The organism is Thermogemmata fonticola (assembly GCF_013694095.1).
In the GTDB taxonomy this organism is placed as follows: domain Bacteria; phylum Planctomycetota; class Planctomycetia; order Gemmatales; family Gemmataceae; genus Thermogemmata; species Thermogemmata fonticola.
Genome location: NZ_JACEFB010000001.1, coordinates 980,933 through 997,967 on the forward strand (window position 1 = coordinate 980,933; position 17,035 = coordinate 997,967).

Annotated in this window: 12 protein-coding genes; 6 read left to right on the top strand and 6 right to left on the bottom strand. The window is 61.1% G+C overall.

Features of this window, described 5'->3' with window-relative positions; translation table 11 throughout:
- Window positions 1-149: 149 nt before the first annotated feature.
- Complete coding sequence (locus H0921_RS03505) at window positions 150-2,246, bottom strand: outer membrane protein assembly factor BamB family protein (protein WP_194536606.1); 2,097 nt, start codon at window positions 2,244-2,246, stop codon at window positions 150-152.
- A 130-nt stretch (window positions 2,247-2,376) separates the two neighbouring features.
- Here H0921_RS03505 and H0921_RS03510 point away from each other — a divergent pair, with 130 nt between their 5' ends.
- The 3 genes from H0921_RS03510 to H0921_RS03520 all read left to right on the top strand — a co-directional run bounded on the left by H0921_RS03510 (window position 2,377) and on the right by H0921_RS03520 (window position 6,556).
- The gene (locus H0921_RS03510) at window positions 2,377-3,894 is read left to right on the top strand and encodes a c-type cytochrome (RefSeq protein ID WP_194536607.1); all 1,518 of its coding nucleotides are present in this window, start codon (window positions 2,377-2,379) and stop codon (window positions 3,892-3,894) included.
- Between the two features lie 308 nt (window positions 3,895-4,202).
- Window positions 4,203-6,056 carry a CRTAC1 family protein gene (locus tag H0921_RS03515; RefSeq protein ID WP_228498974.1) on the top strand — a complete coding sequence of 618 codons (1,854 nt, stop codon included), beginning with the start codon at window positions 4,203-4,205 and terminating at the stop codon, window positions 6,054-6,056.
- A complete protein-coding gene (locus tag H0921_RS03520; protein WP_194536609.1) occupies window positions 6,053-6,556 on the top strand; it encodes a cupin domain-containing protein in 504 nt (167 codons plus the stop codon). Before H0921_RS03515 ends, H0921_RS03520 begins: the two co-directional genes overlap by 4 nt.
- Before the next feature lie 68 nt (window positions 6,557-6,624).
- Here H0921_RS03520 and H0921_RS03525 read toward each other — a convergent pair whose 3' ends face one another.
- From H0921_RS03525 to H0921_RS03540, 4 genes are all read right to left on the bottom strand, one after another.
- The gene (locus H0921_RS03525; protein ID WP_194536610.1) at window positions 6,625-7,338 is read right to left on the bottom strand and encodes a polysaccharide biosynthesis/export family protein; all 714 of its coding nucleotides are present in this window, start codon (window positions 7,336-7,338) and stop codon (window positions 6,625-6,627) included.
- Between the two features lie 272 nt (window positions 7,339-7,610).
- Window positions 7,611-10,829, bottom strand: a complete 3,219-nt coding sequence (gene glnE / locus H0921_RS03530) for a bifunctional [glutamate--ammonia ligase]-adenylyl-L-tyrosine phosphorylase/[glutamate--ammonia-ligase] adenylyltransferase (RefSeq protein WP_194536611.1) — start codon at window positions 10,827-10,829, stop codon at window positions 7,611-7,613.
- 63 nt (window positions 10,830-10,892) lie between these two features.
- A complete protein-coding gene (locus H0921_RS03535; RefSeq protein ID WP_194536612.1) occupies window positions 10,893-11,474 on the bottom strand; it encodes an O-acetyl-ADP-ribose deacetylase in 582 nt (193 codons plus the stop codon).
- 412 nt (window positions 11,475-11,886) lie between these two features.
- Window positions 11,887-13,314 carry a trypsin-like peptidase domain-containing protein gene (locus tag H0921_RS03540; protein WP_315851836.1) on the bottom strand — a complete coding sequence of 476 codons (1,428 nt, stop codon included), beginning with the start codon at window positions 13,312-13,314 and terminating at the stop codon, window positions 11,887-11,889.
- Between the two features lie 358 nt (window positions 13,315-13,672).
- Here H0921_RS03540 and H0921_RS03545 point away from each other — a divergent pair, with 358 nt between their 5' ends.
- The gene (locus H0921_RS03545; protein ID WP_194536613.1) at window positions 13,673-13,996 is read left to right on the top strand and encodes a tetratricopeptide repeat protein; all 324 of its coding nucleotides are present in this window, start codon (window positions 13,673-13,675) and stop codon (window positions 13,994-13,996) included.
- A gap of 22 nt (window positions 13,997-14,018) precedes the next feature.
- On the opposite strand, the gene H0921_RS03550 is transcribed toward H0921_RS03545, so the two are convergent.
- Window positions 14,019-14,765: a HisA/HisF-related TIM barrel protein gene (locus H0921_RS03550; protein ID WP_194536614.1), complete on the bottom strand. Its 747-nt coding sequence runs from the start codon at window positions 14,763-14,765 to the stop codon at window positions 14,019-14,021.
- Window positions 14,766-15,167: 402 nt separating this feature from the next.
- Here H0921_RS03550 and rpsB point away from each other — a divergent pair, with 402 nt between their 5' ends.
- Complete coding sequence (gene rpsB / locus H0921_RS03555) at window positions 15,168-16,121, top strand: 30S ribosomal protein S2 (RefSeq protein ID WP_315851837.1); 954 nt, start codon at window positions 15,168-15,170, stop codon at window positions 16,119-16,121.
- A 27-nt stretch (window positions 16,122-16,148) separates the two neighbouring features.
- The gene (gene tsf, locus H0921_RS03560) at window positions 16,149-17,012 is read left to right on the top strand and encodes a translation elongation factor Ts (protein WP_194536616.1); all 864 of its coding nucleotides are present in this window, start codon (window positions 16,149-16,151) and stop codon (window positions 17,010-17,012) included.
- The last annotated feature ends 23 nt before the right edge of the window (window positions 17,013-17,035 follow it).

The window sequence follows — 17,035 nt, forward strand, 5'->3', positions numbered from 1 at the left end:
TCTGGGTCGCAGAGCCTCTCATGCTATCCTACAACCCCGCGGACCTTAGAGAACAGCAGGCATTTCTGCCAGCAAGCTCCGCGAAAGGGACGGAACACCCTGGTGAATCTGTCCTGGCGAGGAACTCTGTTTCAGAAGTCAAGATCCCATCAGGGCGGCGGGCCGAAGCGGAGGCGTTCCGATACACAGCCTAAGAGGTGCTGGGGAGTCACGGCAATCAGCATGCCGTCCACCATTACGTAATGGGCCAGGGGCAACTGATCCGATAAAGGATCGAAACAGGGGGTACCATCCTCGTGGTGGAGGGCCAGCATTCCCGCACGAGTGGGGTAGAGAAGGTGGTGCAGCGTCGTCAGACTGAGGGCGGACTCCGTAGCAGTATCGCGTAGCGGAACGAACCACCCCCCCTCGGACCGCCGGGGTGAGCCGGTCTTCACGTTGACGGCCAAAATGGCCGGCAGGGGGCGGCGCACCGTAGCGAAGAGGTGGCGTGCTGTGACGGCGTGCAGCAGGACGCCTTCCAGACCCCGGAGCTGCCAGAGCAGGCGGCCATCGTGGACATCCAAGGCGAAGATGCCGTCACTATCTGCTGGGGCCACGTACACCCGGCCATCGTCATAAATCGCCGGCGCCGGCTGGGCGGGAGCATCTTGGCCGGCACTGCGAGAAGCCCGCGGGTAGCGAAAGGCCCACAGGCGCTGGCCCGTCGAGCTGTCTAAGGCCATCACGACTCCGCTGTTGGTGTTGAAGACGATGCGGCCATCGGCCCAAGTGAGCAATTCCAACCGGGTCCGCCCTGCGGCGAGGGGCAACCATGGACTGATGCTGACTTCCGCCTGCCACCGGAGAGCTGGAGGATTGGCCGCATCGGCCGGATCGTAGCACACCACCCCCTGCTGGAGCCGCCCTCCCTCGAAGCGGCCATAGGCGGCCCAGAGTTTGCGTCCGACGACCAGCGGCGCCCCTTCCCAGAACGCGTTGGGAATCGGAGGAGCCAGCCGCCAGCGTTCCTGCAATGTTACGCCGTTTTTCTCGTGGCGTTGGATTTGGACATGCACCAACCGGCCTGTCCAGCCACGATCGCCACGTGCCCCTGCCGGACGAAGGAGAGGAAGGCCGGCGCGCAGGTACAGTCCGTCTCCTTCCAGGGTCAAGGTGGGGCATGCCAGGGTGCCAGGGGGCCAGACTTCTCGCGCCAAGGGCGGTGGAGCCAACAACTCCAGGGTGGCGTGGGGACGCCCGCTAATGGCATCGAAGGCATAAAGACGGAAACCATCCGTCAGAAAAATGCACTTCTCGGCAGCCACGGGATGCGGCCAGGGCTGGCGGAATCCGGCAAGTTCCCCCTCAGCGGGCAGGCGCGGGACGAGAGATAACTCCCGGCGCCAGGCGGGCCGGGTTTCTCCCGGTCGATAGCTCAGGGCTAAAGTGGGGTTGCGCGTGGGCCGGCTGCCAAAGGTGCTCCAACTCCGCCCCACATTCCCAGCGCGCGGATAATGGGGCGGCTGCCGCAAAAGTTCCGCGAGAACTTCGTGGTACACCCCTTCTTGACCCGCCAATCGGCCCCGTGCTTGGGGATACTGCTGACGCAAACGTTCGTAGTGTTCGCGGGCTTGGCGGACTTCCCCCTCCAGCCACAGTGCCAACCCTTGCCGGGCCATCGCTTGTGCTACCAAGTCCGCATTCTGGCTTAGCCGCACATCCGGATGGGTCCATTCCGCAGTTCCTTCCGGCTGCAAATGTTCCCAGAGTGCCCGTGCCGCTGCCGCCTCGCCTCGTTCCAAAAGGGCATCGCCCGAAAGCAACAGTGCTTGCACCGCAGGTCGGGATAACCCATACCGTTCGACAACCCGGCGCAACCCGTGTTCCTCCCCTTGCTGGCGGACGCGGGCCAGCATCTGCTCGGCTAAAGGATCGACCCGCAAGCGATAAGTCTGGAGTTGCTGGGGTGAAAGCCGGCTCAACAAAACTTGCCCCCAATACCTTGCCGGGACATAGCGATGGGCGTCCACCTGGATCAGGACCTCGCCGTCTTCTTCCATCCAGCGGAGGACTTCATCGACAGCTTCTGCGTCCGGCAGGCGACGCAGGCGCTCCTCCAATTCCGCAAAACGCTTGCGGGTCTGATCCGACGCTCCGGCCACCTGCACCGCCTCTGCGGATGCACCTCCCGGATTTTGATTCCCGAACGAGACCGGCCACCAGGCCAGGAGCGCCATCGCCATCCCGACTGTGACCCTGCGCATGAACACCTCCTACCCTGTCGGACATTTTCCGCTACCTTTCCATTCTTGACAAAACTCCGCGGAATACAAGAATCAGCAGGGGAGGGATAGGCAAAACCTCCGGCATCCACACTCTGAGTTGACAGAGACAATGGCACGAGATTTCTCTTGGCTAAAACACGCGGGCGTCGTCCTGGTCATCGGGCTGACAGCCGGGTGTAGCTCCTCCACGGACTCGTTGTCGATTGGGGAACCGCGCTCCGCTGGAAATGAGGCGGTGGAGCATTATCCGCTCCGCACGGATTGGCTGGTGGTAGGGAAAACGGGTCTGGATGGCGCGCCTAAGCGTTGGCCGACACCGGGATTTTCCCCTCTCAAGAGCGCTCAGTTTCCGCAATTGACTCCCGACCGCGATTTGGCGGAGGACATCCGCGCCCAGCTAGGACGGAACGTGCTGGACCCCGCCAATCTCACAGCCACTCAGCTCCGGCGTCTGTCCCACCTCATGGATAGCTACTTTGGCACTCCTGTTCAGCCTAGGGTCCGACTTCCTGATTGGCCCAGTTGGGTACTCATCACCCAAACACGCCCGGACCCGCAGAAAGGGGTATTTGCAAATCTGGCCAGCATCCATGCACGGTTGCAGAGTTGGGCAGGGGCGGAGCGTCAGCAGGCACGGCAGCAGTGGGAGCAGGTCCGGCATGTCTGGCAGGACCTGCGTCTGGATGATCAAATCTTGGCCCGCGGTTCCGTTTTGTACCGCCGCTGGTGCCTCGTGTGTCATGGTCCCACGGGAGCAGGGGATGGCCGGCAGGCCGTCGCGCAAGCAGCTCCGCCACGGGATTACCGCCAGGGCATCTTCAAATTCATCACCGCCTCTCCGCCCCCGGACTTGCCCCGTGTCGGCCGAGGAGCGGCGGGCAAACCCCTCCGCAGCGACCTGGTCCGCATCCTCCGCCGCGGTGTCGACGGCTCCATGATGCCCGCCTTCCCGCATCTTCGAGACGATGAAATTGATGATCTCGTCAGCTATGTCATCCACTTGAGCATTCGCGGGGAAACAGAGTTTGCTACGATGGCCAAAGCCATGCAACCGACGGAGGAAGACCCGGATTTTGAAGGGCCGGAACTCGATGCCCTCTTCGTCAAGAACCTGGCGGATGTTCTGTATAACTGGGGCGTCGCCGCTCAATACCCGATACCCATCCCACCGCACCATATCCGGAACGAAGACGACCGGCTTCTCTCCGCCCTGCGGGGATACAAGCTGTACAACTCCGCCGAATATGGCTGCGCTTCCTGCCACGTCAAGTATGGCAGCGAACCGCAACTCAAATGGGACCTCTGGGGCGGCGTCGTACAACCCCGCAATCTGCTGCTCGGTGTTTACCGGGGCGGGCGGCAAGGCCACGACCTCTACGCGCGCATCTACGGAGGCATCTATCCCAGCGGCATGACTTCCTTCCGCAACACTCTAACCACGGGGCCTTCCTATCCCGACCGGCCCGATAAAATCTGGAACATCGTCCACTTCCTCCAAGCCCTTGCGGACCCCTACGACCGCGATCGGCTGCAAGACCCCCAACTCCTGGAACGGTTCAAAAGACAACTCCGCCAACAAGGCGACTTTTTCCTGGATGATCTGGCCCGCGTCACCATCGAACGCTGAAAACGAGATGCTCGCCGCCGAAGCCTGCAAACGATCTTTCCTCCTTCGATTCCTCCGGCTCACCAGCCCGCCGCTCTGAGCTTTGGGTTTTCCCGCATCGGCCCTCCGCCTGCCTGGCATCCCCCAGATGTTCAGACCTCCTCTTGCGAAGGTCTGGCCACAACGTGAAATGACGGCGGTTGCTTCCCTTTTACTACCATCCAAGCTGTTGCTTCCCCATGCTACCATCTAAGATGAGGGAAAGAGCTAGGATGTGGAAGAAGCAGGATACTTCTGCAACCGCGGTTGATTGTGGAGATAACTTTGTGATGCGACCGAGCAACAGGGGGAGAGGCAGCGGCCTTGGCGCGCTGGTCCTCATCGCCATGATGGGTTGCAATCCTGGTGCGGCACCCCCCCCGGCGTCTACGACTCCCGCGGGGAATTCCGGTACTTCGGCTCTGCCAGCGGGACCTCCGATTTTTGAGGATGCCACCGCCACGACCGGCATCGCTTTCACCTACCGCAACGGCGAAGAAGCCAACCACTATGCTATCATCGAATCGCTCGGCGGGGGGGTCGCCCTGCTCGACTACGACCAGGACGGACTGCTCGACATCTTCCTAACCGGTGGGGGATATTACGTCGGGACCAAGGTCCTTGGACATCCTTGCAAGCTGTATCGCAATCTCGGCCAATTCCGCTTTCAGGATGTGACCGCTCAAGTCGGCCTCGACGTCATCTCCTTCCCTTACAGCCACGGTGCCGCCGCCTTCGACTACGACCGCGATGGCTGGCCGGACCTGCTCATCACCGGATACAATCGCCTGGTGCTCCTGAAGAATGTAGCCGATGAAAAGAATGGCCGCCGGTTCATCGATGTCACATCTGCCGCCCGGTTGAATGACAACCTCTGGTCCACCTCCGCCGCCTGGGGCGACCTCGACGGCGATGGCTATCCCGAAATCTACGTCGCTCACTACGGCGATTGGGGATTCGAGACGAACCATCCCACGGATTGCACCTACGACGGGAAAACACGGGACGTTTGCCAGCCCCGGCGCTTCAAACCCCTGCCCCACACCCTCTACCGCAACAACCGGGATGGGACCTTCACGGACATTTCCGAGGCCTGCAAGATTCGCAAAGATGGCAAAGGGATCGGCGTTATCCTCGTTGATGTGAACAACGATGGCCGACCGGACATCTACGTGGCCAACGACACCGATGACAATCATCTGTACATCAACCGGAGCGAAGCCGGGCAGGTCCGCCTGGAAGAGGTCGGCCTGTTTGCGGGAGTGGCGCGAGACGATCGAGGCATCGCCAACGGGAGCATGGGTCTGGATGCTGCCGATTACAATCACTCCGGCTGGGCTTCGCTGATCGTCACCAACTACGAGAACGAATTGCCGGCGTTGTACAAGAACCGCAGCGATGCCAAGCAGATTCGCTTTTTGTACGACACCATGCCGAGCGGCTTGGCGGTCATCGGCGGCACCTATGTCAGTTGGGGCGTCGGGTTCTTCGACTTCGACTGGGATGGCTGGCAAGACCTGCTCATTGTCAGCGGGCATGCCATCCGTTTCCCGATCAAATTGGATCGCCGGCAAAAACCGCAGTTACTGCGGAACGTCCAGGGACGGTTCCGTGTTATCACCCCCCAAGGGGGCAGCTACTGTCAGCAGCCCCATAACGCGCGAGGTGCGGCCTTTGGAGATTTGGACAACGACGGGCGCATTGATGTCGTGATTAGCCATCTCAACGAGCCGGTGTCTGTGCTGCGCAATGTTTATTCCGCTCCGGATCATCACTGGCTGGGTCTGCACCTTCAGGGTGCCAAGCATGCCGACATCGTGGGGACACGTGTCGTCCTCGAAACGGCCCAGGGGAAGCAAACCGCCTTTGTCAAAGGGGGAGCCAGTTATGCGAGCACGAATGACCCCCGCTTGCTCTTCGGACTTGGGCCAACCACCACCATCCAGAACCTGACCATTTACTGGCCTTCGGGCACAATCCAGAAAGTCACGGGATTGGAAGCGGATGCTTATTGGGCCATCACCGAAGGCGAAAGTGCACCCCGGCGGCGACACTATCCCACCTCGACATCATCCGCCTCCACCGCCTCGCCTCACGAATCCCAGAAGAACGAACCCTCCCTGACAAAAACAAACCTTCCATGACTGCTGACGATGTCATCCGCCTGCTGCAACTGGAACCGCACCCCACAGAAGGGGGGTACTTTCGCGAAACGTATCGTTCGGCGCTGCAACTGCCGTCAAGCATCTTGCCCGCGCATAGCGGGAGCCGTTCCTTGTCCACCGCCATTTATTACTTGCTGCGTCCAGGCCAGGTTTCCGAACTCCATCTGTTGCCCAGCGATGAGATTTTTCACTTCTACCTGGGCCAACCTGTGGGCATGCTGCAATTGCATCCCGACGGCAGCGGCCGGGAAATCATCCTGGGACAGGACCTGAACGCTGGCCAACTGCCGCAGGTCGTCGTTCCCGCTGGTGTATGGCAAGGCAGCCGTTTGCTCTCGGATAGCGGTTTCGCTTTGCTCGGCTGCACCGTCGCTCCAGGTTTTGACTACGCCGACTATCGCCGAGGTTCCCGTGCTGAGTTGATCCAGCGCTGGCCCGCCTTTGCTCAGATTATCACACTGTTGACTCCCAACGGCTGATCCTCAGCGATCGCTCCCTTGCTGGAGAAGAAACGTTATTGCCAGAGGGAAACGTTGCCCTCAGCCCGTCAACGTTCCGGAGTCCCTTGGTCCGCCCAGCGACGCTCCAGTACGAGCCGATCGTACCACGAGGGGAAGAACCACGACTCCGGCCACAGGCCGAGCAAACGGCAGTACAAGGGTGCCAGCCAATCGGGCAGGAAGCGAGCCAAGACGGAGGGGCCTGTTTCACCGAGATAAATGAGATCGCCGGGTTGGAGGGGAACATTGTACAGCGTAGGCAAGCCGTAGAGTGCGGAACGGACATCGCAACGAAACACCTGCGGGCGCTGGCCCTGAGCCACTCCGGGACGGACGACATAAATCTGACCCAGTTGCGTGCCCGGCGGCAGCCCTGAAATCCGCTTGAGGAAATCCAGGACGGTTTCGGGACCCTGATAGGGCACGATACGGAGCCGACCGCGGATTGGGCCATGCACGAAGAGGTATTGGCCTCGCGGTTCCACCAATCGCAGTTGGACAGCATCCGGCGGAATCTGTACGGACTGTGCCAGCAGGTCTCGGCTTTCGCTGACCGTCAAGCCTTCCACGCGCGGTTCCGCGGGCAGCCCCAAGGGCAAGCGTCCATCCAGACTCACGGCCACCAAGGCATCCCACTGCGGTTGGGTGTCAAAGCGGACTTCCACCACGTCGCCACAGGCTAAGCGGTAGTGCGGATGCGGTTCGATGGCCCGGACCGCCTGCGGCGCTTCCAGCCCCGGCCTTGGACAAGTTTGCCGCAAGAGCTGCTGCTCCGTACAGCCACTTCCCAAGATAAGCCACGCCGACAATAGGCTAGCTGTGCAGAGCAAACCCCTCTGCGCTGGCGCAACTGTCCATCTTCTGCCTTCCGTACATAAGGACACATATCGTTTTTCGGCCAATGCAAGGCCACATCTTCAGCAGAATCGGCCCAGCTTAGCATCGGTCCACCTCAAACCCTGTAGCCTTCTCGGCTACTCGCCGCCCCCGCAGAGGAAAGAGGCGGAGTCAGATTCCCCGGACCGCCGGCGGGTCAGAGAGGTGGACCGGAACGCGGGCGCCGTTCCCGCCACAAGAGGGTTTGGTAGCAGCGGCGGATGGCTGTGGTGTGCCGGCGCCAGTCGTCCCAGAAGGACTCCAGCCGGGGATAACCCAGGCGTCGGGCCAAGCGGGTCAACTCCGCCGGGTCCTCCGGCAGTTCGTTGAGCGGCCGGTCCGTAACAATGCGCAATCGGGCCTCGACCAGGCGGAGGAAGGAGTAGCCGGCGCGCAGAACGGCCAGTTCGCCCTCCGCCATCAGCCGCTGTTCTTCGAGTGCATCCAAAGCATCCCAGACATTCGGCTGGAGGATAGACGGATATTGCGCGCCATGCTTCATTTGCAGCAACTGGACCAGGAATTCCACATCCGCCAGGCCGCCGGGCGCCCGCTTGAGGTTCCTCGGACTGCCGTTGATTTCCAATTTGCGCCGCATGGCTTCCCAAGCGTCCAGGCTCTCGGCGGTCCACGGACGGGCAAAGAGAGCTTCGCGCAGCAAGGCGTGCATTGCTTGGCACAAAGGCGGCGGACCCCGGAGAACCCGCGCGCGGGTCAGAGCTTGGCGTTCCCAGTCTTGGCAATCGGACTGAGCAAAGTAACGCCGGAACTCGGAAAGCGGCAAGACGAGCGCGCCGGATTTGCCAGTGGGCCGGAGGCGCATATCGACCGCATAAAGCCGGCCCCAGGGTCCCATCTGGCTCGCCCGGCGAATGATCGCCCGCACCAGTTCGGTGAAATACACAGAGTTGGCTTGCCCTTCGGTCGTTTGTCCCTCCGCTTCGTACAGGAGCAGCAAATCCAGATCGCTGTGGTAACTGATCTCCCGGCCGCCGAGCTTGCCCAATCCCAAAAGCACGTAAGCGCAAGGCTCCGCCGCACCCCGGTCAGGGTGCAGGGGAATCCCCCAGCGGCGCTGCATCTGGGGTTCCACCAAATCGATAATCTGCAAGAGGATCGTCTCGGCCAGATCCGAGAGGGCGGCTGTCGTCTGCCGGATGGTGGATCGTCCTAAGAGGTCGCTGACGCCGATGCGGAGCAATTCCTTGTCCTGGAAGCTGTGCAAGATCGGTTCAGGGTCATCGGCTCCGCGGCACAGCTCGGCCAATTCCGCTCGCAATTCCGCGGCAGTCCGTGGTTGATTCAGGACGAGACTATCCAGCAGCTCGTCGATCATTCCCGGATTATTGATCAGCAGGCCCGAAAGAAAGGGGCTGCTGGCACAAAGCTCGACGTAAAGCTGCAAGCAGGCGGGATGCTGGCTGAACAACTCCCAGAGGACGGCCTTGGCCCCCAGCGAGGCAGACACCCGTTCCAGTTGGGTCAAGGCGTCATCGGGATCGGGAGTATCTGCGACGGCGGCGAGCAGGCGGGGTGCAATGCTGGCGAGAAAGTGCCGACAGCGGCGGGAGGACAAAAAGGGTACGGACTCCCGCGCCAACTGCGTCAAGTTCAGATACGCACGGGGAATATCCCGGAACCGATAACGGCTCAGGACCGCCTGGATCATTTCCACTTCGGGTTCGGGGTCGAGGATCAGATCGCTTTCCGGCTCGGCTTTATCCCCCGCGTCGGCGAAAGTCTGATGCAATAGGTGATTGAGAATGGTGCGGGTCAAACTTGTCTTGTCCTGCAAATCTTTGAGAAAGCGATCGAGAGGATCGACGAGGAGAGCGGAGGTATTGAGCGAGGGGAGGGGAGGCTCTTCGTCGAGGGGTGAGCGCCGTTGCGGCGCATGACCGGCTTCGGTCGGTGAAAGGGTGCGTGAGCCTGAGAGTGTGAGCGATCCCAGTGAACGATGGGGTGAGGCGGCATATCCCAGGCGTAGGGCCAATTGCCGCAAGCGCTCGGTATCGGCGGGCAAGGTGTGGGTTTGCAGGTCGCAGAGCAACTGAAGGCGATGTTCGGTGGTGCGGAGGAAGCGGTAGGCGTCGGCGAGCAAATAGGTCTCCTGGGGAGTGAGGCAGCCCGCGATTTCCAGGGCTTCCAGAGCCAGGAGGGTGTTGCGCTGTCGGACGGCGGGCAAGTCTCCGCCATTGAGCAACTGGAGGAACTGCACCGTGTATTCGATGTCCCGGATGCCTCCTGGCCCATGCTTAATATCTCTGGGAAAATCTCCTTCCCCCCGGCGGCGTGCTGCCCGTTCCTCCATGCGGCGCTTGAGGGCTTTGACCTCGTTGATCTCCGCGAAACTGAGATATTGCCGATAAACAAACGGCTCCAGGGCGGCCTGGACCTCCCGGCCCAAGGCGGCATCGCCAGCCACCGGGCGGAGTTTGATCAATGCCTGGCGCTCCCACGTCCGCCCCATCGTGTCGTAATAATGCAGAGTGCTTCGCAGGCTCCGCGCCAAAGGACCGCGTTGCCCCTCTGGACGCAAGCGCAGATCGACACGATAAGCGACACCCTCCTCGGTATGACTCGACACGAGGCGCACCAACTCGGCGACAATCCGGGAAAAACACTCGCTGTTCGTGATCCCCGGCCGGCGCCCGCTTGTGGTTCCCTCATGGTCATACACCACGATCAGGTCAATGTCGCTGGAGTAATTCAGCTCTTCTCCGCCGAGTTTTCCCAGGGCCAATACGGCCAGCCGAGCCGGAGAGCCGTCCGGAGCGGTTGGAACGCCGAAACGTGCGGTGATCGTGCGGTAGGCATGCTGCAAGGCGGCTGCGATCAAGGCCTCGGCCACGCGCGACAGTTCCCGTGTGATCTCTTCCAGGGAACGCTGGCGGATGATGTCGTTGATCCCAATCCGCAGCAGATGGCGGTGGCGGAAGCGGCGAAGAGCCTGTAACACGGAGACATCATCTGGGGCCAAGCGAATTTCACTTTGCAGCTCGGCGAGAAGTTCTGCGGTGGTAGGGACACTGCGGGGGGGATGGCGGATCGCCTCTAGCCATTCGGGATAGCGGGCGAGGGTGTCAGCAAAAAACTGGGACACTCCGAGGAGTTGCACCAGGATTTCCAATCCTTTCCCACGTCCTTCGAGGAGGTGTGCCCAGCGCTCCTGCATGCCCGGCCGGCTGGCCAAGCGCTCCAGGTGATTCAACGCCATGTCCGCGTCGGGGCAGTGAGGCAGGAAACGCCGCAAGAGAGCACAGAGTTGCGGCCAGTGTTCCTCTCCAAGGTGGTGGGCCAATCCCGCAAGGTTCCGCCGGCCCCGTTCCGGGTCGCGGAGGAATTTCAAAAGTACCTCGTCTGCCGCGCTTGGCATGACAACTCAGTATCCGTGAAAGGGATGTGCTCGTGAAGACCCCCGGCCCTTCATGTCATTGGCTCATGAGCTAACGGAACCTGCTCCGCTGATTCGGCCCAATTCCTGTCGATACAGTTCATAGTCCCGCGCACCGAAGGTGCAGAAAATGAGGCGCTCGCAGGCGTCGTGCCGCTCCAATTCTTCCAGAACAGTGCGTACAGCGATCGGGCAGGCTTCTTCGGGCGGATAACCGTAAGCTCCGGTACTGATCGCCGGAAAAGCAATCGAGCGTAAGCCATGCTGCCGTAACAAAGCGAGGGAGTTGCGATAGCAGGCGGCCAGGCGCTCGGCTGCTTCCGCCGGCGTCCACTCACGGTACACCGGCCCCACGGTGTGGATGACATAGCGGGCCGGGAGTTGTCCGCCGCCGGTGATCACAGCCTCGCCCGCGGCCAAGGGCCGCCCGCCCCGCTGCTCCATGATCTGTCGGCATTCCTGAAGGATGGTTGGCCCACCGGCACGATGGATCGCTCCGTCCACCCCGCCCCCGCCCGCCAGCCACGGATTGGCAGCGTTCACAATCGCGTCCACCGCCAACTGCGTGATGTCGCCTTGCACAACCTCCACGCGGCACCCATTCCTGGTCAACTCTGTTGCCACCATGCTTCTCTCCTCACTCCCGCTGACTTTGCCTGGGCGGATGTGGGTACAATGTCATCCCCACCCAAATGCCCTAGATGAAACTCCCAGGACGCTGCCCACTTTAGCTCACCTTCCACCTCGGCTCACTTTCATTATGGTGTGTCTCTCTCTCAGAGGGCAATCATTCCCGCTGCCAGAGGATGAACCAGATTTGTCAGGTGGCTAAGACGGATATGCCAGCGGAATCACCAGACAAGCATGCCGCGGAGCCTCCAGATAAGGAGGGGCCTTAAAGGCTGGAGAAAGAGTTCCTCCGGCGTGCCCTGAGTATGTCAAAGCCAGAGCAACTTCCAGCGCGAGAGTGGATGAGCCATTCTGATGGCGGGCGGCGTTCATCGAACTGTTGGACTGATGAGGATAACGGAGGCGGGATTTAGGGGTTGAGTGGCAGCCAACCCTCGCGCAGGCGGCCTTCGCGGATGACGTAGTATTTCAAGGGAAGGAAGGCGGCGAAGTCTTTGTGCTGCAACACGAAGGCGATGTTATCGTGGTTAAGGATTTCCCAGGTGTGCAAACCGACGAGGATATCGCCCCGTTGCAGGCCGGCAATGGCAGCGGCGCTTTGCGGCGCCACCTCGCTGATGAGCATGCCGCCGCGTAGCTGCGGATTGGCCCGGCTGACGGCATCCGCTCCGACCGCGATGAGCCGCAGGCCTAACTTCCGCCACACCAACTCCGCCGAGCCTGCGGGCACCACTCGCGCAGGTCCCAGGGGCAACACGGCTTCGACCGCCTCATTCCCACGCCGGAGCTTGACCGAAACCGCTGCTGTGCCGCCGAGATCGAGGAGGGCACGCTCCAGGTCCATCGAGGTGAAAACCGTCACATCCCCGATTTTCTCAACGACGTCACCCACTTTGGCTACACTCTGGGCAGCGGAGGACCCCGCCTCGATGGCTTCGATGACGACCTTGCGGCGGACGGGACTGTCCAATTCTTCCCGCTCTGCGACATCCCGCACGACCCAACCGTGCCGCCACGCCCGGCGGCGCGCCAGCATCTCGGCTGTCCGTCCGATGACCTGATCCACGGGCAACGCAAAACCGATATTTTGGGCACCCGCGCGAATGGCGACATTCACTCCGACTACCTCTCCCAGCAGATTCAGAAGCGGTCCGCCGGAGTTGCCCGGATTGATCGGAGCGCTCGTTTGGATCAAGCCCCGATATCCCATCTCCTTGTTCAAAGTGACATCGCGTCCCTTGTAGGAGACGCGGCCATCGGTGATAGAGTGCTCATAGCCATAGGCATTGCCGATCGCAATGACGGCTTCACCCACCATGAGGTCGGCAGAGGTTCCCCAAACGAGTAGCGGCAGGGGTTTCTGGGGATCGATCTTGATGATCGCCAGGTCAGCTTCCTTATCCACGGCGAAGATGCGGGCCGAGTAGCCGCTGCCATCGCACAAGCGGACCCGCAGGGTCTGCACATCATCCACCACGTGAAAATTGGTCAGGATGTAACCCCGCGGATCGAGGACAATTCCCGTACCCATGCCATTGACCCGCTGGGGCTGAACGTGCAAACGGAAGGGGTCCTCCCCCGCCGGCACTACTGTCCGCTCACTGTGAATGTTGACGACGGCGCCTTTCACTTTCTCGTAAACGGCCACCACTGGGTCGCGGCGTTGGCTGTACAGCCGTGTGCTATCCCGGCGTTTCAGGCTGCTGCTCGATGCTTCTTCCCCTAGCAGAGAAACTCCGTTCCCTCCCAGAAGGACCACCAGCACCAGCAGCGTCCCTACCCCACGAAGCAGTCCGTTGTTCGATCGGTTTCGGCTTCCTCGTCGGCTGGTGCTCACGGTTTACTCCCCCCGCTTGGCGGATTGGCTTCCCGTCCGCCGCCTTTTCACAGGCCAGCGTCTCGGAAGCAGCTCAGCATCTCTCAAGTCGGTCCGGGGGCGGGAAAGGCTCCATCGCCAGGGACTTCCTGAGAATCTGGAGGAGAGGAAACGCATGCAATTGCACCAGCAAAGCCTACAGCAACGACTGGTACGATTGGCCATTTTGCACGATCGTAACGAACGGATGGACGATACCAGGCTCCGCTCCCTACTCTTCGGAATGCCGGGCCCAAAACAGGCAGCTTCGGAGGGGGAATATCATAACCCCAGAGGGCGGCGAGCCGATACATCCGTCGATCCCATGGAGGCTTGATTCATGAAGCGGACGCCTCGGATGGAACAACTGGAAGACCTACTCCGTCAGGACCCGGATGATCCCTTCCTTCGCTACGGTTTAGCTCTCGAATATGCGTCCGTGGGGGATGACGACACTTGCGCTCGGATGCTGTTAGAATTGATCGCCCGGCCAGCGGGTCCGCCTTACATTCCCGCTTACTTACAAGCAGGCCAGGTTTTGATCCGCCTCGAACGCTATGAGGAAGCCCGCGAGGTGTTGCGCCAGGGAATTGAGGCAGCCCAAGCAGCCGGTGATCCCCATGCGGCGGGAGAAATGCAGGGATTCCTCGACAGCATCACCTAAAGCCCTGACTCTAGCCGTGGGATTACCCAAAGCCGGTTATCGCAGTATCAGAACCGTTCCATCTGCCACGGTGGAGGGCCGTAGCCACCAGAATAGCATCAGCCCCGGCGGCTATCAGCCCTTGGCCGTCTCGCGGATTCCGCACTCCTCCCCCGGCTACGATTTCCACCTCCGGCCAGCGCTGGCGAATGGACCGGACCAGAGCACAGATCCCCTCCACCCCGCTTTCCGTTCCCACCCGCGCAACATCGATCACGACCAAACCCGGATAACCGACAGCGCGAACTCGGTCCACCAGGGCGAGGACCGCTTCCGGACCGGAAACGTCCCACCTCTGATACCCGTCCGCCAATCGCCCCTGACGCAAATCGAGGGAGAACAGCGGCCGCCGCGCCTGCCATCGCGGGAGCAACATCGCGTGTTCCTCTGCGGACCAACCCGCCTCCAGGGGCAACACCGGCCGCACGTTCGGTGGTAACTCCCGGCTCAACTGCCGGCCACGGTCCAAGAGGATTTCACACTCCGGCAATTCGTGGAGCAATTGCGTCACAGCTTCACTGGGAGCTTCTCCCAAAAGGGCATCCAGATCGGCCACGTAGAGCCGGGTTGAACCCGCTGTTTGAAGCAATTGGAGTGCGGTGTGTCTGAGCGTTTGGCCAATGAGCGGGGACCGCAAGGTACGATAGGATTGCCTGTCACCTGCCCGTGCATGGACCACCTCGCCGCGCCGAATGTCCATGACCGGGATCAACCGTCCCGGCGCGATCATGGCCGCCTCCCTACCCGCTGCTGGCGATGCCGGTGGCGGCCCGGCTGGTCCTTCCTCGAGGAACACCCTTCGAGTAACACCAGCGTTTCGAATAACAACAGCGTTCTGGGTAACGTGAGCGGCCTAAAACCTAACAAGGCGGGCATGCTCTTCTCAATGAGGTGGGAAAAAGCCCGGGGCAGGACGGAACATCCTATCCACGGCAGCGCAGGAAAAGCAGTTGGGTATGCCATGGCAGCTGGCGGGAAAGCGAGGGGTTGGCCAAATCGGCAAAAAGTATTATATTACCAGTCTTCGGCCCCTGAAAAATGGGAGTGGGGTCTATCTGGGTTCGTTACGGAGGGTTGGCCTCGTCATGCCACGAGTGTGCGTGAGGGTTGCCGAATCCCCGGAGGAGGCGCCGTGACTACTGCATTGAGCACGATCGTTGATGTCAAAGCTCTGTTGGACGCCGGGGTCCATTATGGGCACCGCGCCAGTCGCTGGAACCCCAAAATGCGGCCGTACATCTACGGCAAGCGGAATGGCATACACATCATTGACCTGCGCGAAACAGCACGGGGTCTGTTGCGAGCGTACAAGTACCTGGTTCGCGTCGTCAGCCATGGCGGTGTCGTGCTATTTGTCGGGACGAAACGGCAGGCCAAGGAGATCATCGAACGCGAAGCCCAGCGTTGCGGCATGCCCTATGTCAGTGAACGTTGGCTCGGCGGAACCTTGACCAACAACCGGACGATTCGCGCCCGCGTCAAACGCCTTCAGGAACTGGAAGCGATGTGGCTCCCCGCCGGTGTCAATCCCAACAAAGAAGACCTCAATGCCTACATCGAAAAGATGATGACGGAAACCGGCAAACTCGATCCGGCGAAGGCGCCCGAAAGTGCCGATATTCGCACGCACTCCAAGAAAATGATCGCTCAACTGAGCCGGGAATTACTCAAGATCCGCCGCAACCTCAAGGGCATCCGCGATATGGTCAAGCTGCCGGAAGCCCTGGTCATCGTGGACCCGAAAAAAGAGCACAACGCGGTCCGCGAAGCCCGGCGCATGGGCATCCCCACCATCGCCTTGATCGACACCGACAGCGACCCCGATGAGGTCGATCTGCCGATCCCCGGCAATGACGACAGCATCCGCTCGATCGAGATCATCATTTCCAAGTTGGCCGACGCCTGCTTGGAGGGGGCCGCCGCCTTGCCTCCGGAACAACGGGCCATGATCAAGCCCCGTCCCAGCCGTGCCAGCAGTGTGGTGCCTGCTTCTGCCACGACTTCCGGCAACGGCAACCACAGTACACGGGACGCTGCCTCCGAAGCAGCCACGGCCACACATTCCGCATCCGCCCCGACGGCCTGAGGATTCTGACTGAGGAGACCGACAACCATGAGCACACCCATTACGCCTCAACTGGTCAAACAACTGCGCGATCGCACCGACCAGCCCATGGGCTTATGCAAGCAAGCCCTCGAACAGAGCGGCGGCGACATCGATAAAGCCATCGAGTGGCTGCGGGCCCAGAATGCCAAAATGGGCGTCAAGCGCGAAGGCAGCGAGACCGCGGAAGGCCGCATCGGCTTGTTCTATGACAACACCCAGCGCATCGCCGCTATCGTGGAGGTACGCTGCGAAACAGCCCCCTCCGCGAAAAGCGACCCCTTCATCGCTCTGGTCAACGATTTGGCCCGGCACATCGCCTCCAGTCAGGCCGCCGATGTTCCCACTCTTCTGGCGGAACGTTACGACGCCCGCGGCACTGTTCAGGACCGCCTCAATGACGCCATGGGAGTCATCCGCGAAAAAATGGTCATACACCGCTTCGCCCGCCTCCAGGGCGGAATCTACGGCGGCTATGTCCACTTTGACGGAACCGTGGGAACACTCGTCGAGTGCCAAGGCAGCGGACCTAACGATGAACTGCTCCGCGACGTGGCTGCCCACATCACGGCCATGAACCCTCCCTACCGCACCCCCAGTGATGTGCCGGCTGAGGTGATCGAGAAGGAAAAGGCCTTGATCCGGGCGGAAATCGAAGCTGATCCGAAAAACGCGGGCAAACCGGCGAACATCCTAGACAAAATCGCCGAGGGGAAATTGAAAACTCGCCTGGCGGAGCTAGTCCTGAGTGAGCAGACTATGGCCAACGCCCAAAAATACCCCAACCTGACTGTTAGTGCTGCTTTGAAGAAGGCCGGACTGGAATTGACCCGCTTCGTCCGCTACAAAGTCGGTGCCATCAGCCTCGTGTGAGCGCTTCGGATAATCTTCACAGG